This window comes from Pseudomonas sp. B15(2017) (assembly GCF_002113215.1).
GTDB lineage: Bacteria > Pseudomonadota > Gammaproteobacteria > Pseudomonadales > Pseudomonadaceae > Aquipseudomonas.
In genome coordinates this window covers 515,063-533,924 of the sequence record NZ_NEJZ01000002.1, presented here as the reverse complement: position 1 = coordinate 533,924, position 18,862 = coordinate 515,063, and the positions used below count along the sequence as shown (strand labels likewise).

The window sequence follows — 18,862 nt, the reverse complement described above, 5'->3', positions numbered from 1 at the left end:
TGCGATACCTGTCCATGGAACTCTCGGCCGTGATTTGGTGAAAGACTTAATAGGTCTTCAGTCTTGCTCACTTTGATGCTGGACAGATCAAGACCTGCTGGGTCAGAAGTCATTCGCCAGCACATTGTGGAGCACGAGTGCCCGGTAGCTCTGGGTTGTCGTCAGCTTGACCCTTTTTCAGTCTTGCCTGAGACCTAATCAGTCACATTGAACTGAACGGCTCGGCGGCTCGATACCCAACTCGAAATCAGATTCGGTCACTCTGGCGATAAAACGGCGCAGGTGTTCGCTGGGGCTATGGTTGACGTAGAGCAAATAACTCGTGAGCAAAGGAGGCTCTCCCGCCAAGGGGCGGGTGACAATTTCGGAGCTCTGGCAGAGAGCCATTTGTGCCTTGCATGCCAGCCCCAGGCCGTAACCTGCTGCTACCAACGAGAGCATGACTTCGTGGCTGGACACACGTTCAGCCACGATTACAGGTACGTGCACTTGATGAAGCAAATGTTCGATTTGCTCTGACAATCCTGCGTGTGTCTTGGGGTCAAACAGCACGAGGGGATAGCGCATGGCTTCTTTCAGTGGGATCTGCTTGCGCGCCAGTAATGGATGACGCGCAGGCATAGCGACAGTCAGAGGCGTCTGCCATACAGCAGTTGCAGCCAAGCCCTCGCCGACTTCTTTCGAACGTGCAAACCCCACATCGAATGAGTCCTCCCGAAGGCCTCTGAGTTGCTGGGTAAGTGACACCTCGTAAAGGCGAATTTCCATCTCTGGCTCCTCCTCTCGACAACGGGCGAGGAGGGCGGACAATCGCTGGGGCAATACTCCGTCAGAGATCGCAATGCGCAACGTTCTGCGATAGCCGGCTACCGCGGCTTGTACGTTCCTGCGTGCTTGTTCCACGGCGAGGAAAATCCGCCGAACATCTGTGGCGAGCACTTCACCTGGCCATGTGAGTCGAGTACCACGTGGTCCGCGATCAAACAGTTGAGTGCCGAACTCAGATTCCAGCTCCTTGATGGTTCTTGAAAGCGGCGATTGCTCGATATGCAAACGTTCTGCCGCACGTGCGAAATGAAGCTCCTCTGCAACAGCCAGAAAGCCGCGTAGATGTCGAAGTTCCAAAAATGGCTCCTTGGCCATCGCTCAACTGCAGAAGCAAATTGAGCGGGCGTGTTTGATCACATGTATTGCTACGAGGTTGTGCGGGAGTTCACGATCGCGATCGAAGCTGCTCGAGCAGATCCAGCCCGTCCTGCAAAGGAAGGTAGGCGGATAGAATCAAACGATAAAAGTCATCACAGTGCGCATGCTGTAACGGCAACGACGTCAAGGTCTCGAGCAGACCGGTGCCGGCGCGAATCCTGAGGAGCGCATTTTCGAGAAGCTGTGAGGCATCTGCAGCACTGTCTATCCAGAGTACAGACGCGAGAGTGGCGTTGGCTTTGAGTGGGCGATAACGATCCATGTTTCAACAACTCCTTGGTTTACGGCATGCCTGCTCAAGAGAGAGCAGCGTGTGAGATGAAGGTGCGAGGGGGATTTGGCCTCGACTTCTGTAGGATTTTTCAATCCAAGTGGTAGGGGAATTCGTCTTGCGATGAGTGGACGATTAGCTCGCTGATTCGTAAGTAATATTTGGTCATTGTCCGATGCGGCGCAATTGCGCGAGTAGTTCGAAACGGACGCTATTTACTGCTACTTTTGCGCCAATCTGCGGTATCGCGACTTAGTAACGAACGAATGCGTCAGTATCTCTCTTCAAATTTGAAACACCTCTGCAGCCACTACCGGTCCATTTCAGATGTGTGCAACAGGCTGAAAATCCATCGTGGACAATTCAATAAATACCTGGCCGGAAGCAGCTTCCCATCGCCCTTCAACCTTAAGCACATCTGTGATTTTTTTGGTGTAGAGGCGCACGAAATCAACCTGCCACCAGAGCAATTTCTACGATTGGTGAGCAGCCGAACACCCAAGCCAACCTTGTCAATGATTACGGCACCACAGAAGGCCGTTGAGCATTTGCGCCAACGTTCCTCATCCCGCCTTCAGGACTTGGTAGGCCACTACCATGAGTACGCCTATTCAATGTCGCATCAAGGCCGCATCTTATGTTCGTTGGTGAGCGTCGAAGAGCTCGATGGGCATTTTGTCTATGAGCGAGTAGAACCGTCAGCAAATCACAACAACGACCTCAACAGCACCAATTGCCACCGCTATCAGGGGGTTGCCTACTACCTCGGAGATCGGCTGTTTCTGATCGACTACGAATCGTTCGCTACGAGTGAAATCAATCAAACCATTCTGGTTCCCAGCCTCAAGACCAGAAATGCGAGGCTCAACGGACTGAAAATGGGGGTCACTTCATGTGATCATCGAGTTCCCGTCTGCTCCCGAGTGGTGTGGAACTCATTAGGTACAAGGGCGTGTAGCCAGGAGGCCTTTCGAAAGGTTCGGGAATACCAAGATGACGATCAGGAACTCGATTCTGATTTGAAGGCACGACTGGCCAATGCACAGGTCATTGATGGGTTGTTTCGTATAATTTAAGCGAGTAGGGCTTCGAACTTCTTAGGCATCACTCCTCATACCCAATCGCCGAACGACTTTACTCGTCTCGACGATTGACGGCCGAGTTGACGGCGCCCGAGGTATAGCGGGTACCGCTTCGTATATGACGAAAAGGATGACGTGCCTCCTGACCAGTTGTAATTCGCTTTGGCGGTAGTCTCGCGACCCTGGCTGTAAAAGTTCGCGGGGCCTTTGGTGGTCTCGTGGTTGAAGGCGGAATCGAACAGGGTGGTGCCATCGCTAATGAAGGATATTTTGATTCCGCCGACCAGATAGAGGGTGACGATGAAGGAGAGAAAGCAGTAGGGCAGCTTGGAGTCGCACTGTCCCAGTTCGCGCCCGGCGACAACGATATTGGCGATGCTTGGCGAAGTACCGAATAGCAATCAGCCTGCGTGGGTATGTTTGGACAGCACAGAAACTCGTTTTTCGGCCAATCCTTAAAGAAGAAGCCACCTGTACAGGTGGCTTCAACGGATTTCTCTAATGGAAGATGAATCAGTTGAGCAGACTCATCGCTCCTACAATCGCAATGACTGTAACGACCATCATTGTTGCGATCCGGACAGTTAGCGTCTCAGCCAGATGAGCAATTTCCAGCCGAGTTCGATCAATTTCCGACTGCAACTTCAAATTTTCGGACATCAGGCCGTCATGAGCCTTCATGACGTCAAATTTGGTCGCAAGAAGAGTACGCATATCCGACTCCATGGCTTCAGCAAAAGCATGGGCTTTGGCTTCAGGAATGTTGATTGCGATAAGCGCGCGGTACAGAGCCAGCTCTGTTTTCATTAAGACCTCCAATCGGTAAAGAGGTCTTCCCCATGACGGGGAAGACCCGTCGTGGGTGGGAAAGCATGCTTCCATGGACATGTAGTCGACTGACCATTAGGGGAAGCTGTTGCAATCATTGCGGAAATCAAACGATCAGATGTACTGCCGTTTCAACCGGAAGAGTCACTCGTATTTGGACGAGGGATTGTTAACTGTATTGGTGTCAAGGAGTCCATCAGTGAATGAACTTTATTCCTGCGATAAGAATGCCGGCCAGAGCAGACATCATGACGCCCATCCGGACAGTGAGCTTCAGCTCTAGTTGGGATAGGTCTGCTTTGACATCACTGCGGAGAGTGGTCATATCAGATTTCACGTCGTTACGTAGTGCGGTGAGGTCAGCCTTCACATCGCCACGGAGTGTGGTCAGGTCTGACTTCGTTGCAAGGAGAGTATTCAAATCGGACTCCAGTGCTTGGATGACTGCTACAGCTTTGGGCTCAGATACGTTGATCGAAACCAGTGCCTGGTACAGAGCCAGATCCATTTTCATTGAGGCCTACAAAAAAACAAAAAGGCCTGCCCCCATAACGGGGCAGGCCCGTCGTGGGATAGATGAATCATGCTTCCATCGACAAGGTGTCGACTGTTCACACTTCCGAAAGCTTAGCGAACATTGGGCAGGATCCTGCGGAAATTCGCAGCGCCGACTGAAAGATCCTGACGGCTGGGCATGTAGCTGATCATGTCAGCAAAACACGGTCTCAAAATGCGGATCCACGGACGGGCTGTCAATCAGTTGCTGATTACTTCGTGTTTCTTACCGTAGTCGAGAAATGCAATGAAGCGTTAGCAGAGTACTCTCTGTCTACTTTTCGCGGAAAGATATTTGATATCACTCGCGTGCTAATACAGCCATCGCCTCAGGCGTCGAAGTCTGGACGCTGAACGACTTCGGTTACGTAGTCGAGTCAATGAGCTGTTCACGCAGATTCGAAGCGCTGCCGGCAACCGCAGCATAGTGTCGATGATAAAGGTAGATGACGAGCCAATCGGACGATTAACGGTGCGTGGCCTGATGCAAAAACTGACTTCAGTCAGCAAACAACCCAGCGCGTAACCGAGTCGATCAGTGTCTCGATGGTGCTCACCTTGCCGTGAAATTGCCGCCCCGGATAAGTGTCGACCACCAATTGCATGTCCTGGCCGGTCTTCAGAGTAGCTAGGGTGCGTTCCGGAAGGTGGACGCTGGCGAGCAGGGTCTTGCATCGGTCAGGGACGCCTGCGCGCGGCACCGGCCTGGACTAGTTGACCTCTTCAGTTGCATCCATTTCTTGGCGCCCAAGAAACTGATCGCCAGCTTGAAGCTGTGCGCGCTAACGGCCTGGGCGGTTGCAGGTTTCGTCCCTTCAAGTTGCCGTAGCAGGAAGCGACTGCCTGAAACTTACTGGCGTCGATCTCACCAGGTCACTCGCAATCATGCTCGGGATGAGGGCTTCAGGGGCGGCGACGAACGCAATTTTTCTCACAATGTCCTTCTCACCATTCGTCAGCAAAATGCATGAACCGTTATTGACAGCCGAGGTATCTGAGCAAATACTCGCCTCAAGATTCATATAGATGACTAGATAACAAGGTGAATAAAGTCAATGAATTCTCTTTCCAGTGATGCTCGCCTGCCGCTTTACCAACGCCTGCGTGACCACTTGGCTGAACAGATTGCTAACAACCGCTGGCGTCCAGGGGAGGCCATTCCCACTGAGGCCGCACTGTCAGCGGAATACCAGTTGTCTACTGGCACCGTGCGCAAAGCAGTCGATTCGTTGGTCAGCGAGGGAATTCTTGAGCGGCAACAAGGCCGAGGCACTTTCGTTCGCCGACCCCAGTTTCAATCGTCGTTGTTTCGATTCTTTCGTTTTCAAACCGCTGCCGGCGAACGCCAAGTACCGGAGAGTCGCATTCTGTCCATCGAAGCAGTGGCCGCGCCTTCAGCTGTAGCCCAAGCCTTAGGGTTACCGGTCGAAGCGCCGGTTATCCGCATTGTCCGTGTTCGATTGCTTGAAGTTCAGCCCGTGCTTGCCGAAGAAATCTGGCTGCCGCGCAACCGCTTTCAAGCACTGCTGGAAGTTGACCTCAGCCGGAAAGGCCCACTGCTATATCCGATCTACGAAGAAATCTGCGGTCAGGTCGTCGCCTACGCCGAAGAGACACTCACGGCTGAATCGGCGAGTGAGGTGCATGCTCGACTGCTGCAGGTACCGGTCAGCAGCCCAGTGGTAGTGATCGAGCGATTGGCTCGTGATTACGCCGGCACACCACTGGAGTGGCGTCGTTCCCGTGGGCATGCGGAGCACTTCCGATACAGCGTGGATATCCGCTAGCACCTACCTGTGTAGTGAATCGTTGAGCGGCGAGTAAGTCGCCGCTGGTTTCCTGTTTATTGCCAAAAATGGCCCTGTAGCGGAGCGGTTCGCTTTCGGCTGCCTTAAGTTCCACTTATAAGGATAAGAATCATGTTCAGCTGGTATCGCCAAATCACTCCTCGGGAGCGCAAAACGTTTTGGGCCTGCTTCGGCGGATGGTCGCTCGACGCACTGGAAGTACAAATGTTTGGCTTGGCGATTCCGGCGCTGATCGCCGCATTCGCCCTGACAAAGGGTGACGCGGGGCTAATCAGTGGCGTTACGCTGGTTACTTCGGCCATCGGCGGATGGGTAGGGGGGACATTGTCCGACCGCTACGGCCGGGTACGCACGCTGCAATGGATGATCTTGTGGTTCTCGTTCTTCACCTTTCTGTCGGCGTTCGTCACTGGTTTCCATCAGTTGCTGATCGTCAAAGCACTTCAAGGCTTCGGCATTGGCGGTGAGTGGGCGGCCGGCGCGGTGCTGATGGCCGAGACCATCAACCCTGGACTTCGTGGCAAGGTAATGGGTACGGTGCAAAGCGCCTGGGCTGTGGGTTGGGGCCTGGCGGTCGGTGTGTTTGCGTTGATTTATTCGTTCGTGCCGCAGGATATGGCCTGGCGTGTGATGTTTATCGTTGGCTTGCTGCCGTCGTTCCTGATTATCTGGGTACGGCGCAATGTTGAGGAGCCTGATAGTTTCCAGCGCCTGCAAAAAGAAAAAGCCATCCCGCAAAGTTTCTTCAAATCCCTGGCAGGTATCTTCCGTCCTGAACTGATTCGCGTGACGCTATTCGGTGGTCTGTTGGGCTTGGGCGCGCACGGTGGTTACCACGCAGTGATGACCTGGCTGCCGACGTTCCTCAAGAGCGAGCGTAACCTCTCGGTGCTGAACTCTGGTGGTTACCTCGCAGTGATCATCTTCGCCTTTTGGTGCGGATGCGTGGTCAGTGGATTTTTGATCGACCGCATTGGCCGTCGTAAAAACATCGTGCTGTTCGCGTTGTGCTGTGTCGTCACTGTGCAGTGTTACGTGTTCCTGCCACTGACCAATACCCAGATGCTGTTCCTGGGGTTCCCGCTCGGCTTTTTTGCGGCCGGTATTCCCGCAAGCCTTGGCGCGTTATTCAACGAGCTATACCCGGCAGACGTGCGCGGTGCCGGTGTGGGCTTCTGCTACAACTTTGGCCGAGTGCTTTCCGCGGTGTTCCCGTTCCTGGTCGGTCACATGAGCGACTCCATGTCCCTTGGCTCTGCGATTGGTATCGATGCCGGGATCGCCTATGGCGTGGCGGTGATTGCGGCACTTTGTCTGCCGGAAACCCGTGGACGCAGCCTCGAAGCTTCGAATACATCGGTGGCAGTGGCGATCAACGGCAACGAGAGTGCGCGGGCCTGATGCCCATTACCTTCTATTAGATGAATGCTATGACTGATACCTGCTCTAAACCGATCACCGGCATCGACTCCCATGCTCATGTGTTTAGTCGTGATCTGAATTTGATCGGTGAACGGCGCTATACCCCTGATTACGACGCCACGCTTGAGCAGTATCTGACGCACTTGCACGCTCATGGCCTAAGCCATGGCGTATTGGTGCAACCGAGCTTTCTCGGTACTGACAATAGCTACTTGCTGGCGGCGTTGAGGCAAGCGCCGGATCAGTTGCGAGGCGTGGTTGTGCTGGAGCCAGGCGTCAGTCGCGCTATGTTGAATGACATGGATCGCCTGGGCGTGGTCGGCGTTCGCTTGAACCTGATGGGCAAGGCGTTACCTGATTTTCGTAATAGTGCCTGGAGAGCGTTTTTCAGCCACATTGCTGATCTTGACTGGCATGTCGAATTGCATCGGGAGGTAAAGGATCTGCCTGGGCTGATTCATCAATTGGCCCCGTTCGGTTTGAAGTTGGTGATCGATCACTTTGGCCGGCCGGATGCCAATTCGGGCGTCGATCAGCCCGGTTTTTGCGAGTTACTGGAGTTGGGGTCGAAAGGTTCGATCTGGATGAAGGTATCGGGAATCTATCGTTTGGGAGGTACGCCGCAACAGAACATCAATTTCGCTCGAATGGCATTACCGCTGCTGGAACAAAGTTTTGGCGTTCGCCAGTTGGTGTGGGGTAGCGACTGGCCGCATACGCAGCATGAGCAAAGCACCGGTTTTCGTACCGTAGTCGATCAGTTAAAAGCCCTGGAGTGTTCGCCGCAGGTTAGCTATTCGCTTCTGGTGCAAGCCCCTCGAAGGTTGTTCGGTTTTGCGAAAGGCAAAAGCTGAAACTTGCGCCTGCATTCGCAAATGCCCATTCATCTCTCCCATTTAAATCAATACCTACAGAACGTTCGACGTGCGACGTTGCATTAAAACCTGCCGTGCCTCATCGGGACGTTTTGTGTAGCAGCTGATTCCAATTACAAAAGAGCAGATTCCATGAACATGTCATCCGAAATCGAAATTGAACCCACCCAAACGAAGCTTCGCTTATTACATGCACCGACAGGCGTTACGGTTTCAAACTTTTCTTTCAAATCCGAGTGCAGTTTTTGCGTCGGCCCAACCGAGATCCTTTCATGACCCCCTTAGATATAGACCTGTTACTGACCGCATTGGTGAGCGTCCTGGTGCTGGTGGGGCTCATCGTGTCGCGTCTCAAAATGCACCCGCTCTTGGCCTTGCTGGTGGTTTCCGTGGGCGTTGGCTTTGCAACCGGAATGGAGCCGGAATCCATCGTCTCCCACGTGATCACCGGCGCCGGAAAGACACTGGGTGCAGTAGGGGTGGTCATCGCGCTTGGAGCGATGCTGGGCAAAATTCTTGCTGACGCAGGTGTCACAGAGCAGATCGCCGAGGTCATCCTCAAGCGGACATCGGATCGGATGATCCCTTGGGCCATGATGATGGTTGCATTTGTAATTGGTATTCCCATGTTTTTCGAGGTAGGCCTGGTGATCATGCTGCCGCTGATATTCAGCGTGGCGCGAAAACTGGAAAGCCAGGCTCGCTTCAAAGGTTCAGCGTATGTGTATGTGGGTGTTCCGGTGATTGCGGCACTTGCAGCCATGCACGGGATGGTACCGCCGCACCCTGGCCCCTTGACGGCCATCGCCGCGCTCAAAACCTCGGTTGGGCCGACAATGCTCTATGGCTTCCTTGCCGCAATTCCTGCAATGATTTTGGGCGGCCCGCTTTATGGCGCATTCATTTCGCCGCGTATGAGCACCCGGCCGGATCAGGTTTTGCTGGATCAGTTCACCCTGGCTGAAAAAGCCGACGATCAACCAAGCACCAGCGTATGGCTTGGTGTGCTGGCAGCCTTGCTACCGGCGATCCTGATGCTGATTCATGCCGTCGCCGAGATGCTATTACCCAAGGGCAATACAATCCTGAAGATGGCCAGTTTCTTGGGCAATCCCCTGATAGCCATGCTTCTGGGCGTTCTGTTCGCAGGGGCGAGTCTGGTACTCGTGCGGGGCGGCGATGCAGGGCAATTGCGCGAATCCCTGGGCAAGAGCCTCAAGCCCATCGCTTCAATCATCATGATCATCGCCGGCGGTGGTGCCTTTCAGGAACTGCTGACCAGCGCCAAGGTAGGCGATGCCATTGTGCACCTGACCCAGCAGTCTGCGTTCCCTCCGCTGATCCTGGGTTGGTTGATCGCGATGCTGCTCTCGGTATCTACCGGTTCAGCCACTGTAGGTATCGTTGGTGCTGCTGGTTTGCTGGCGCCGCTTGCAGGTGCTGATCCCAGCCTCAACCTGCCGCTGCTAGCCTTGTCCATAGGCTGTGGCTCGCTGTTCTTCAACTATGCGAACCATGCGGGCTTCTGGATGGTGAAGGAATCCTTTGGCATGACTATGGGCGAAGCCACCAAAACCATTTCGGTGGTTCAATCCATCGTAGCCGTGGTCGGTTTGATTGTGGTGTTGATGTTGAATGCGGCTGTCACGGTGACTTGAGTCAGGATCTGTTCGCAGATAGCAACCGTGCCCGAGCGAGTCAGTCGAGGGGTCAGGTACAGGCTCCTCTACCACAGGAGCAGACACTTGCTCTTCGGGCTCAGGCTTTACCAGCACTTGTGTACAGGAGATACAAAATGCACATCGATTGGATCAACTTCACACCCTGGACGTCATTAGGCGGCGGCGCCTTGATAGGGCTGGCGGCCAGCTTGTTCGTTCTCGCTAATGGTCGTATCGCGGGCATCAGCGGCTTGCTAGGTAGCGTGATGCAATTTGATAGTGAAGGCTGGAGCGAAAAGGCGTTGTTTCTTCTTGGTCTTTTACTTGCGCCCTTGTTGTGGGGAGCGTTGACCGTTTTGCCGGAAATAGAGATCAAGACAGAGTGGCCGGCCCTGATTATTGCGGGGCTGCTCGTCGGCGTGGGAACCCGTTACGGCTCGGGCTGTACGAGTGGTCACGGCGTGTGCGGGATCTCCCGGTTGTCTCCTCGCTCCATCGTGGCAACGGTGTGTTTTATGACCGCCGGCTTCGCAACGGTGTACGTCATTCGTCATGTTTTGGGAGCTTGAAGATGATCAAGTTGAGCGCATTTTTTGCAGGGTTGATCTTTGGCTTAGGTCTACTCCTGGCAGGCATGGCGAACCCTGCCAAGGTATTGGCTTTTCTTGATGTCGCCGGAGCTTGGGATCCGTCACTTGCTCTGGTGATGGGAGGGGCCATTGCAGTGGCGGTTATTCCCCTGAATTGGGCGCGCAAGAACAAGCAATCCTTGCTGGGTGCCCGCATGCAGTTACCCGTAAAGCGAGAGCTGGATCCCCGCTTGATTGGCGGCAGTCTAGTGTTCGGTGTTGGTTGGGGAATTGCGGGGATTTGCCCTGGGCCGGCTGTAGCTACTCTGCTGACGGGGCACTGGCAAATAATCATTTTCGTGTTGGCTATGTTGGCCGGTATGTATTTGTTCTCTGTATTAGAAAGCCGACGCGTGTGTTGATCAGGTGATAACCATGGACGTAAATGACGGAAACGCTGTCAGATACCTGCACCAGCCGAGTGTTCTATTGAGACGCCGCTCCCTGATATCAGAATCGCGTTCCGAGTCTGAGCATCAGCGCATGAGATCTGGAGTCGTCCCCCAATCCGTATGACCCTTGATAGGTCACGCCTGTCGTCAAGCCTCCTGGCAGTGAGAAGTCAGCTCCCAGCGCGACGGTCATCAGGTTTTCGCTTTGTCCCTGGGTGGATACGCCATAGGTGGCGTCACTGATGTCGGCGTACCCCATGCGCGCCGTGCTGTCACCGCTGAAGGTGTGGCTGTATTCGAGGCGACCACGCAGCGTCAGTTCCGTCGGCTTCAGCGACAAGCCATATTGCCCCCGCAAACCACCGGTTCCGGACAACACGCTCATGCGTTGTGCCGCGTATGCCAGGTCGAACGCGCCGCTGCCGGATTCGCGAAATCCATCGAGCTTCGTCGATGACACGTCGACACGGCCATAGGGTGCGATACGCCAGGTGTCTTCCCTGAATTCATAACCCGAGCTGAGCGAGCCGAAGATCTGATCGCCATCACGCGAGCCCTTGGCGTATCCGCCGTTGTCGGTCACATAGCGGCGACTGTCGAACGACAGGTTGCTGTACCCGAGTAAACCGTCGATGAATACGCGACCCGGGTGGAAACTGCCGTAGATTGCACCGCTGAAGGAGTCTCCTTTGCTGTGGCTGCCTTGGGAACCGATATCGCTGGAGTCCCGGCCATACCCGAAACCGATGCCGGCGGTGAAGGCATCAAAGAAGCGATAGTCGACGCCGGCGCTCATGCCGACCATGGTACTGTCGAGCTTCACGTCGTCTCGGCGGGTATCACTGACGTTGACGTAGCCACCACTCCAGAACGACAGGTTCTCATCTCCCAGCAATCCGCTGTTTGAGCCGGGGGCTGCGGACAATTGTGGGGAGGCTGTGCGATCGCTGCCACTGAGTGACGACAGCGCCTGGTACATCTCCGAGGCGCTGGTATTGCCGGTACGTGACTGGCGCGATTGCGGCAAGCCGAGTTGCAAGTTGAAGCTGCTGCCACGACGGTTCTCTTTGTCGTGCAGTCGTTCGAGGCGGTCGTTGAAGTTGTCGATCTGCGCGCGGGCAAAACGTGCGGCACTTTGCGCTTGGGCGCCGAGCATGCCGATCACTTCCTGGTCTTTGCTCGGGTCGGAACGTCCGGCCACTTGCAGCGTCAGGGTGATGGGTTGCGACGCGCCCCAGCGATTGCTGAGGGTGTAACGGATGATCGCAGCGCCTGAAGCTTGTGCGGCAGCCACAAATGTCAGACTCGTCCCGCTGAGCGTCGTCTGTCCCATGGCTTTGGAAGGCGTGTCCACCAATGCCGCGCCGGTGAATGGCCCGCCGCTGATGCCATCCGCCAGGTTCACGGTGACTGCCTGCCCGGCGTACAAGGATGCGCTGCGGTCGGCGCCGCTTGGCAACGTGCCGCCGATGCTCAGGCTGTAAGCGACATTGAGCGTCGCACCGGTGGCGTCCGTGATTTGCACGGCAATGGTCGCCGAGCCTGCTTCCGAAGGTGTGCCGGAAATTGTCCCGGAGGAGGCATCGATGTTCAGGCCCGACGGCAGACCGGTGGCGCTGAAACGATAGGGGCTGCCGCCACCGCTTACGCTCAATGCTTGTGAGTAACGGGCACCGATTGTTGCCGCTGGCAGCGATCCGGCGGCGGGGGAAACGATCAGGGTAGGGGCTGAAATCGTCAGATTGACCGTCGCTGCCGGCGAGGTGCCTGAGGCATTACTGGCGGTGTAGGTGAAGCTGTCCGTCCCGGAGAACCCGGCGACTGGCGTATAGGTGATCGTCAGACCTCGGGCCATCGCACTGCCGTGCATTGGTGCAGTGACAACCGCTACCGACGTGGCTGTTCCCCCCGCCAGAGACAGCGCAATGCTGCCGCTGCTATTGGCAGCGATGGCGGCGGAAACCGGGTTGGCCACAGGCACTGGCCCACCGGCAATACTCAGCGTGTAATTGGCATTGCCGACGGCGCCATGTTGATCCGTCACGCTGACAGAGAGGTTGTAGCTGCCAGGACTGGCGGGCGTACCACTCAGAACGCCACTGGCTGCATCGAGAGTCAGCCCTGCGGGAACTCCGGAGCTTGTATAGCTATACGGCGCCGAGCCCCCGGTCGAGCTGAATGATTGACTGTAGGCCGTTCCCACCTGACCGGCAGGCAACGCACCAGCGGCCGGGGTCAACACCAGTGTCGGCGCCGTCACCGTTAGCGTGACCGTCGCGGGGGAGGAGGTGCCCGACAAGTTACTGGCGGTGTAGGTGAAGCTATCTGGGCCTGAGTAACCTGATGCCGGCGTATAGCTGATGGAGGTGCCGCTGGCGGTGGCAAGCCCGTGTAAAGGGGCGGATGCAACGGCAACCGACGTCGCAGTGCCGCCTGAGAGGGCCAAAGTGATCGGATTGCCGGAACTGTTGGAAGCCACGGTCGCGGAGACATTGCTCGCATCCGGCGCAGCGACGGCCCGAGTGACCGTGATGGTGTACAGGTGCGTGGTACTCCCGTCCTGGGCAGTACCCAATACGCTGATCGTGTTCGACCCCGTGTTCAGGCTGATTGCTGGCGATGTAGCACCCGAGCCCACACTCATTCCGTTGATCGTGATCGTAGCGTTACTGTCGGAGGCCGTCGGCGTGAAGGTGATTGAAGATACGTTGCTCGCGACCGCGACATTGTAGGTACTGGTGCCCGATGAAAATGAAGGCGACAAGGTACCGGCTGAAGGGATCAGGTTCGACAGGGTGGCATCGCTGGAAACCGCCGCACCACAGTTGATGGTCACCGTGCTCAGGTAGGTGCCGACCTTGGTGCTGATGAACAGCCCGTTGGTCAGATTTGCAGCCGAAGCACTGCCCGCATGACTACCTGCACTGCCGGTGTTGCTGCGGTAGTCGAAATAGGGCGAGAACGTGGTCGGGTTGCGCAGGATCACGTTATCGGCGGACGACGGATTGCTGTTGCCGACGTTGCCGCCGTTGTCACTGAACGTGACCGAGACGCTCTCGCCGGCAGAAAAGGAACCAGCAGGAAAGGAGCGAGAAAAGCTACCCGAACCGCTCAAACCGTTGAGCGTCGTGCAGCTGGCCGATAACGCGTACGCCGAAGATGAATCAAACAGCAGGCTGCAAATGGCGAGTGCCATGAACACAAAAAATCTGGAAACCCTGAATGAAACGTACCGACCGTTCAGTACCGTTGTTTTGCAGACAAGCTTTTGCGTTGAATACATGCAGAGAAACCTGATTCAGAGGCGGAGCGCGCGCGATGCTGCCCATTCTGGCGACTCGTACGATATCGACTGCGCAGAATGAGTCTTTAACCCGTAGTTAGAGGTGACTTGCGTGAATCTGAATGGCAGCGGGGAAGAGGTGAAAGCGCAGAGCGCCGCTCTAAAGGATGCTCCGGACATCACTATCGCCCAGAGCGGCGCCTTGTTTGACCGAATAGGTTTCTTGTGACCGATAGCTAAAACAGATAAAAGAAAATTGTATAAAAACCAAATAGTTATGGGATTACTTCTTAAAAAAGATAAAAAGGAATCGTAAAAATGGGTTTTCTATCATTTTTGAACGCTTAATCACTCCCGGGAAAGCAGTCGGTTTCGCTGGTTCTGTGAGATGCAAGCGAGAAAAAATTGGCGAGTCTCTACCGAACGTGGTTAAGAAGCGTACGGGTCAAATCAGATTTTTCGATAGCAAGATGAACTGCAAAATTATGGGGCGCTAAGCAAGGGGATAGCTAAGTGGGGCGAATTTTGCAGCCAATTGCTGCTCATTGGTTTTTGATTGGAGGAGGGCGTCACATCAGGACAAACGCATCGCTGGAGCCAGGCTCCACATGAAACGAGCGGAAAACGACAGAAAAATCGATTTTACGCTCAATGCAACGTGATGTTCGGGTGGATGATTCTAATAAAATAGTTTTATGCGCAATTATGCGAAAATTCATAATTTATCACCGAACATGACGAAAGACTTGTGCTCGCCACCCAAGGAGCAGGGGCACTGTCGATCAATATCGCCTGTAGTTCGTTCTCCCAGCATGGCTAGATAAACTCTAAAAAACATCGAAAATGCACATTTTTTTTTAACAATGGGCTTTCCGTTCTAGCAAATTCTCCCTCGCAACGTTTGTGCTGGTTAGGTCAGTACAAGGTCGGAGGCTCCGTTATGTTTTTTCTACAAATAATCTCGACGTGCTATTGGCTCGCATTATTTACCCCAAAGTCAGGTTGAAATTTACGAGCTTTCTTCTATAAGAAGTTTGTTGAAATTATGGGTTTCCGGAAATTACCCCAAAGTCAGGTTGAAATTCCATGGCTTTCTTCTATAGAAAGATAATCGCTCATGTCGACTAAGGTGCAGCCATGCCCGTGTCCATAAAAATTGGTATGCAAGTCGTTGCCAAGGGCATGGTAGCGACTGTGCACAGAGCAATCGACGCCAATGCTGTTGAAGTGATGTTTTCTAAAAATGGGGAGATCGCCAAGGTAGAGCTAAACGAAATCGAGTTCCTGAAAAGTTCAAACGAAGACAACGTCGTTTTTGAAAGTGCTGAATTAACCCGCCTAGCCGCGGAAGCCACTCTCGCTGAGTTAGAGGCTGCCACTACCCGTTTTGAAGTTATTACAAGGTGGAGAGGGGGCGAACTCTCGTTGACTCAGGCAGCCCATGCACTGAATGTAACAAAAAACTACCTTTATAAAATATCCAGGCGATACCAGGAGGAGCTTGGTGCGATCTCGATGCTTCTGGATAGGCGCGGTAGAAAATCAGGAAGTACATTACTGAGCGAGGCCGTAGAATTTGTAATTTCAAACGCTACTCGTAAAACATACACCTCCCGTGCGGCTACTTTTAGCGCGGTATGGAAAGAAGTTGAAATTAGTTGTCTCGAACGCGGACTTCCAGTGCCTGCCAGAAGAACAGTGACAAAAAGAGTACGATCAATACTTACAGATTTTGAGCGTGATCGAATCAAATTTGGTGCTGATGCAGCAAATCAGAAGCATCAACCGCGCCCTGGTAAATTCAAGCCTGAATGTCCACTTGATTGGGTCGAAATAGACCATACATTAGTAGACTTGTTACTTCTGTCGGATGATCGCCTCCATGTCATAGGCCGACCTTGGCTGACGGTGCTGATTGATGTAAATACCAGAGTATTGCTCGGCTATTACTTAAGTCTTCATGCCCCCTCCGCACTTTCGGTAGCCTGCGCATTAACGCATGCTGTACTACGCAAAGATGAGTTCGTGAAGCTTCTTGCTTTAAATATAGAGGATTATCCATATCATGGCGTTCCAAAGGTTTTATACATGGACAATGCATCTGAATTCCAGAGCGCAAAGCTGAAGCAAGGCTGTCATCGATTTGGGATTGAGCCGAAATATAGACCCCCGGGAGCAAAACATTACGGCGGCCATGTCGAGCGGCTGATTGGCACCTTAATGACCAGTAAGGTGCATTTCTTAAAAGGCACCACCATGTCCAATGTAGTGGCAAGGAGGAATTTGAATAGCGAAAAAAAAGCCGTGATGACCTTTGCCGACTTTTGTCCGTGGTTTGCAAGAGAAGTCGCACTATACCATTCTACGGTGCATGCCGAACTGAAAATGTCCCCTCGTAAAAAGTGGTTGAATTATTACACTCCAATTGGAGGTTGTCCTTTCCCGCCACAAATAACAGATCCGCATCAGTTTAAGTTATTTTTCATGCCAGAAGAGCAGCGGAAAATTCAGCCGAGCGGCATAGAGTTTAAAGGTCAAATATATTGGGATCCAGTGCTTACCCCTTTTGTTGGGAACGGCAAAGTTATTGTGAAATTTGACCCTTTCTCCATGCGACGCGTTTGGGTAAAGATAGAGGGGCGCTTTTATCCGATCAACCTGTCTGACCTGACGCACGCGGATTTTACCTACGAAGAATACCGTGCACATCGCTTCTTTAATACGGCTATTCGCCCTGGATCGCTCGACTACCCAGACGCCACAAAACTGTATCGGGAGAAGCAAGCGATTGAAGATGAGAGTCGTATATTAACGAAACGTGCCAGACGCAAACAAGCTGCAGCCGACGTCTACGACCTGGCTTATCCTGAAACTAGCTCTCAAGCCTCCCCGGCGATCAAGGTGGATACACCTGATTATTCGAAACCGCCCAAAAAATTCATGCCTGAGGAGTAATTCGGATGGACGGATCACACCTGCGCGAAGATAGACGTCGCCTTCTTTCTGAAGATATCGACACACGGATAAAAGCACTCCAGCAAGACGTGTGGGTAGATTACAAGCCAAGCGAAACGGTCTTCAGGATGATGAACAATATGGTTCATGCGCCTGTGCGTCATACAGCTCCAGCACTTTTAGTTATTGGTCCAGGAGGCTCTGGAAAAAGCGCCATCATCTCTCAAATTCCTCATAGAGTGGAAAATAGTAAGGGGCTTATCTTCATAGATATGGCGGAAGATCCACACATCAGCGCTCAAAAAAATCTTCGATTCGAGTTGGCCGCCGCCCTTGGCGTCCCAGCTTATGGTAAATCCAAAACCTCCATGAAAGAGGATGTACCCAATGAACTCGGAGAAGTTATTAGGTTGCGAGGGATTTGGGGGCTGGTTATTGATGAACTCCAAGATTTGCTACTTCGCAGCCGGCAAGAACAACGGATAAATATGTCGATTCTAAAAAAACTGCTCGGCCCTGCATACGGACTGGCCATTTTCGGCTTTGGCACTGTAACCGCAAGGCGGGCATTATCCTCTAATGATGAGTTCAAGCGTCGTTTTTTTGAAGTGTCCTTAGAAGATTGGAGGGAAAGCGAAGACTTTCGTTCATTTCTACTCGAAGTTGAAGAGTTACTGCCGCTTAAGGCCCCCTCCCATTTATATTCCGCAGAAATGGTGAAAAACATCTTGGCTATCACGTCTGGTCGTATGGACAAGATTATCGAACTCTTACGCAGTGCTGCCTGTTATGCGATCAAGCAAAACCAAGAAGTCATTGATATCAATTGCCTTCAGTGCGCGGCTAAAAGTCCATGGGGCTACTAATGAAAATCTTCCCTAACCTTCCCGCCCCTGTTTATGACGAGGTTTTCAGCTCCTGGGCGTATCGGTGTAGCATGCATAGGCGCTGCAGTACTTATGCTAATGCCGCACTGCATGCACAGCCTGATTGGAAGGTGAATGGCAATATTACCAACACCGAAGATCCAGACTTTGACTTTGAAACCGTTTTTTTTCATAAGGCCTGCCATGTATTAAATATTCAAGAGGCAAGTGCCCGTTACTTATTTCGGCCCCTATCAGACGACTTAGTGGACTGGGATCGACGAGTCTGGTTTTGCCCTCAATGCCTGCGAAGTGATGTGCAAGCAGGTCGCTTGCCAGCCTGGCGCAAAAATTGGTGCTACGACACCTTTGTTTTTTGCAGTATTCATCTGGTCGAACCGATTAGGCTTGAAGCGCGACCTGGTTGCGAGAAAGCGTGGGACGCGTTCGTCCAAATCTGCAATAAGCAAGACCTTTCGACGCAATGGGGCGGGAAGCGTTATGTAGAACTCCGCCACCTCTATCTTACAAGAATTGAGCGTTGGCTGAAGTTGCGTAGGGGGGTGGGTGGAGAGCGGGCAGTTGAATATAGTCTATATAAGAAGCTGTATCGTGTATTCTTGTTTTTACCCACACGACAAGCTGATAGCGGTGGCGTGGCACGAACTTTATTTTTTAATGCCCGTCGCGTGCAAAACTTTTCAAGCCTATTGACATTTCAGGAAAATTTGCATCTTGGCCCTCAGCTAAGTGACCCAGCTAGCCGACTTGGAAGTGCCATGCTCCTCGCTGTTTTGTTGGGTGTTGTTCCGGAAACGCAAATGTCTCCGTTTATCCGTTATTGCGAACAAGCGAATGCATATTTTCCACCGTTGGTAGGTCTCGAACACGCGATTTATTTAGGCTCTCTCAGCCCAAATGAGTACAACTATCTTTGTGAGTATCTGGGGGAATTTTGTCACGGTTGCTGGCCGAGGTTGGAGAAATTCATGGCAATTCAGAAGCGCTTGTATCGCTGATACAGTGGGA

Annotated in this window: 17 protein-coding genes and 1 pseudogene; 11 read left to right on the top strand and 7 right to left on the bottom strand. The window is 53.2% G+C overall.

Going from position 1 to position 18,862, the window contains the following annotated elements:
• Window positions 1-198: 198 nt before the first annotated feature.
• Both CAF73_RS05215 and CAF73_RS05210 read right to left on the bottom strand, forming a co-directional pair.
• The gene (locus tag CAF73_RS05215; RefSeq protein ID WP_085702136.1) at window positions 199-1,125 is read right to left on the bottom strand and encodes a LysR family transcriptional regulator; all 927 of its coding nucleotides are present in this window, start codon (window positions 1,123-1,125) and stop codon (window positions 199-201) included.
• A gap of 88 nt (window positions 1,126-1,213) precedes the next feature.
• Window positions 1,214-1,468: a hypothetical protein gene (locus CAF73_RS05210; protein ID WP_085702135.1), complete on the bottom strand. Its 255-nt coding sequence runs from the start codon at window positions 1,466-1,468 to the stop codon at window positions 1,214-1,216.
• 275 nt (window positions 1,469-1,743) lie between these two features.
• Between CAF73_RS05210 and CAF73_RS05205 the strand changes: the two genes are divergently transcribed.
• The gene (locus CAF73_RS05205; protein WP_085702134.1) at window positions 1,744-2,553 is read left to right on the top strand and encodes a helix-turn-helix domain-containing protein; all 810 of its coding nucleotides are present in this window, start codon (window positions 1,744-1,746) and stop codon (window positions 2,551-2,553) included.
• A gap of 35 nt (window positions 2,554-2,588) precedes the next feature.
• Here the strand turns inward: CAF73_RS05205 and CAF73_RS29620 are convergent, their stop codons facing one another.
• The 3 genes from CAF73_RS29620 to CAF73_RS05195 all read right to left on the bottom strand — a co-directional run bounded on the left by CAF73_RS29620 (window position 2,589) and on the right by CAF73_RS05195 (window position 3,901).
• Window positions 2,589-2,960, bottom strand: a complete 372-nt coding sequence (locus tag CAF73_RS29620) for a hypothetical protein (protein ID WP_139834810.1) — start codon at window positions 2,958-2,960, stop codon at window positions 2,589-2,591.
• A gap of 112 nt (window positions 2,961-3,072) precedes the next feature.
• Window positions 3,073-3,366 carry a hypothetical protein gene (locus tag CAF73_RS05200; RefSeq protein ID WP_085702133.1) on the bottom strand — a complete coding sequence of 98 codons (294 nt, stop codon included), beginning with the start codon at window positions 3,364-3,366 and terminating at the stop codon, window positions 3,073-3,075.
• Between the two features lie 217 nt (window positions 3,367-3,583).
• Window positions 3,584-3,901: a hypothetical protein gene (locus CAF73_RS05195; RefSeq protein ID WP_085702132.1), complete on the bottom strand. Its 318-nt coding sequence runs from the start codon at window positions 3,899-3,901 to the stop codon at window positions 3,584-3,586.
• Window positions 3,902-4,258: 357 nt separating this feature from the next.
• Here CAF73_RS05195 and CAF73_RS30425 point away from each other — a divergent pair.
• Window positions 4,259-4,465: pseudogene (locus CAF73_RS30425) on the top strand (IS3 family transposase); the annotation flags it as partial.
• On the opposite strand, the gene CAF73_RS30760 reads toward CAF73_RS30425, so the two are convergent.
• On the bottom strand, window positions 4,446-4,547 hold the full coding sequence (locus tag CAF73_RS30760) for a hypothetical protein (RefSeq protein ID WP_371918959.1): 102 nt from the start codon (window positions 4,545-4,547) through the stop codon (window positions 4,446-4,448). The pseudogene CAF73_RS30425 and the gene CAF73_RS30760 sit on opposite strands and share 20 nt — an antisense overlap.
• 450 nt (window positions 4,548-4,997) lie before the next feature.
• On the opposite strand from CAF73_RS30760, the gene CAF73_RS05185 reads away from it, so the two are divergent.
• The 6 genes from CAF73_RS05185 (at window position 4,998) to CAF73_RS05160 (ending at window position 10,699) form a co-directional block, all read left to right on the top strand.
• A complete protein-coding gene (locus tag CAF73_RS05185; protein ID WP_085702130.1) occupies window positions 4,998-5,729 on the top strand; it encodes a GntR family transcriptional regulator in 732 nt (243 codons plus the stop codon).
• 132 nt (window positions 5,730-5,861) lie between these two features.
• Window positions 5,862-7,151, top strand: a complete 1,290-nt coding sequence (locus tag CAF73_RS05180; protein ID WP_085702129.1) for an MFS transporter — start codon at window positions 5,862-5,864, stop codon at window positions 7,149-7,151.
• Between the two features lie 29 nt (window positions 7,152-7,180).
• A complete protein-coding gene (locus CAF73_RS05175; RefSeq protein WP_085702128.1) occupies window positions 7,181-8,026 on the top strand; it encodes an amidohydrolase in 846 nt (281 codons plus the stop codon).
• Between the two features lie 293 nt (window positions 8,027-8,319).
• On the top strand, window positions 8,320-9,705 hold the full coding sequence (locus CAF73_RS05170; protein WP_085702127.1) for a GntP family permease: 1,386 nt from the start codon (window positions 8,320-8,322) through the stop codon (window positions 9,703-9,705).
• 137 nt (window positions 9,706-9,842) lie between these two features.
• Window positions 9,843-10,277, top strand: coding sequence for a YeeE/YedE family protein (locus CAF73_RS05165; RefSeq protein WP_085702126.1), 435 nt, complete (start codon window positions 9,843-9,845; stop codon window positions 10,275-10,277).
• A 2-nt stretch (window positions 10,278-10,279) separates the two neighbouring features.
• Entirely contained in the window at window positions 10,280-10,699 is a 420-nt protein-coding gene (locus CAF73_RS05160) for a DUF6691 family protein (protein WP_085702125.1), read from the top strand.
• A gap of 88 nt (window positions 10,700-10,787) precedes the next feature.
• On the opposite strand, the gene CAF73_RS05155 is transcribed toward CAF73_RS05160, so the two are convergent.
• Window positions 10,788-14,012, bottom strand: coding sequence for an autotransporter domain-containing protein (locus CAF73_RS05155; protein ID WP_085702124.1), 3,225 nt, complete (start codon window positions 14,010-14,012; stop codon window positions 10,788-10,790).
• A gap of 1,137 nt (window positions 14,013-15,149) precedes the next feature.
• Here CAF73_RS05155 and CAF73_RS05150 point away from each other — a divergent pair.
• From CAF73_RS05150 to CAF73_RS29615, 3 genes are read left to right on the top strand one after another with little or no spacing between them, the layout of a single operon-like run.
• Window positions 15,150-16,967: a Mu transposase C-terminal domain-containing protein gene (locus tag CAF73_RS05150; RefSeq protein WP_085702123.1), complete on the top strand. Its 1,818-nt coding sequence runs from the start codon at window positions 15,150-15,152 to the stop codon at window positions 16,965-16,967.
• A gap of 5 nt (window positions 16,968-16,972) precedes the next feature.
• A complete protein-coding gene (locus tag CAF73_RS05145) occupies window positions 16,973-17,833 on the top strand; it encodes a TniB family NTP-binding protein (protein WP_085702122.1) in 861 nt (286 codons plus the stop codon).
• Window positions 17,833-18,852 carry a TniQ family protein gene (locus CAF73_RS29615; RefSeq protein WP_139834809.1) on the top strand — a complete coding sequence of 340 codons (1,020 nt, stop codon included), beginning with the start codon at window positions 17,833-17,835 and terminating at the stop codon, window positions 18,850-18,852. Before CAF73_RS05145 ends, CAF73_RS29615 begins: the two co-directional genes overlap by 1 nt.
• Window positions 18,853-18,862: the final 10 nt, after the last annotated feature.

Excerpts from the sequence above, each read along its gene's own strand:
- CAF73_RS05165 (WP_085702126.1), top strand. The coding sequence starts at position 9,843 with ATGCACATCGATTGGATCAACTTCACACCCTGGACGTCATTAGGCGGC.
- CAF73_RS05160 (WP_085702125.1), top strand. The coding sequence starts at position 10,280 with ATGATCAAGTTGAGCGCATTTTTTGCAGGGTTGATCTTTGGCTTAGGT.
- CAF73_RS05150 (WP_085702123.1), top strand. The coding sequence starts at position 15,150 with ATGCCCGTGTCCATAAAAATTGGTATGCAAGTCGTTGCCAAGGGCATG.
- CAF73_RS05210 (WP_085702135.1), bottom strand. The coding sequence starts at position 1,468 with ATGGATCGTTATCGCCCACTCAAAGCCAACGCCACTCTCGCGTCTGTA.
- CAF73_RS05200 (WP_085702133.1), bottom strand. The coding sequence starts at position 3,366 with ATGAAAACAGAGCTGGCTCTGTACCGCGCGCTTATCGCAATCAACATT.
- CAF73_RS05170 (WP_085702127.1), top strand. The coding sequence starts at position 8,320 with ATGACCCCCTTAGATATAGACCTGTTACTGACCGCATTGGTGAGCGTC.
- CAF73_RS05145 (WP_085702122.1), top strand. The coding sequence starts at position 16,973 with ATGGACGGATCACACCTGCGCGAAGATAGACGTCGCCTTCTTTCTGAA.
- CAF73_RS05205 (WP_085702134.1), top strand. The coding sequence starts at position 1,744 with ATGCGTCAGTATCTCTCTTCAAATTTGAAACACCTCTGCAGCCACTAC.
- CAF73_RS30760 (WP_371918959.1), bottom strand. The coding sequence starts at position 4,547 with ATGCAATTGGTGGTCGACACTTATCCGGGGCGGCAATTTCACGGCAAG.
- CAF73_RS29615 (WP_139834809.1), top strand. The coding sequence starts at position 17,833 with ATGAAAATCTTCCCTAACCTTCCCGCCCCTGTTTATGACGAGGTTTTC.
- CAF73_RS05195 (WP_085702132.1), bottom strand. The coding sequence starts at position 3,901 with ATGAAAATGGATCTGGCTCTGTACCAGGCACTGGTTTCGATCAACGTA.
- CAF73_RS05180 (WP_085702129.1), top strand. The coding sequence starts at position 5,862 with ATGTTCAGCTGGTATCGCCAAATCACTCCTCGGGAGCGCAAAACGTTT.
- CAF73_RS05155 (WP_085702124.1), bottom strand. The coding sequence starts at position 14,012 with ATGTATTCAACGCAAAAGCTTGTCTGCAAAACAACGGTACTGAACGGT.
- CAF73_RS05185 (WP_085702130.1), top strand. The coding sequence starts at position 4,998 with ATGAATTCTCTTTCCAGTGATGCTCGCCTGCCGCTTTACCAACGCCTG.
- CAF73_RS05175 (WP_085702128.1), top strand. The coding sequence starts at position 7,181 with ATGACTGATACCTGCTCTAAACCGATCACCGGCATCGACTCCCATGCT.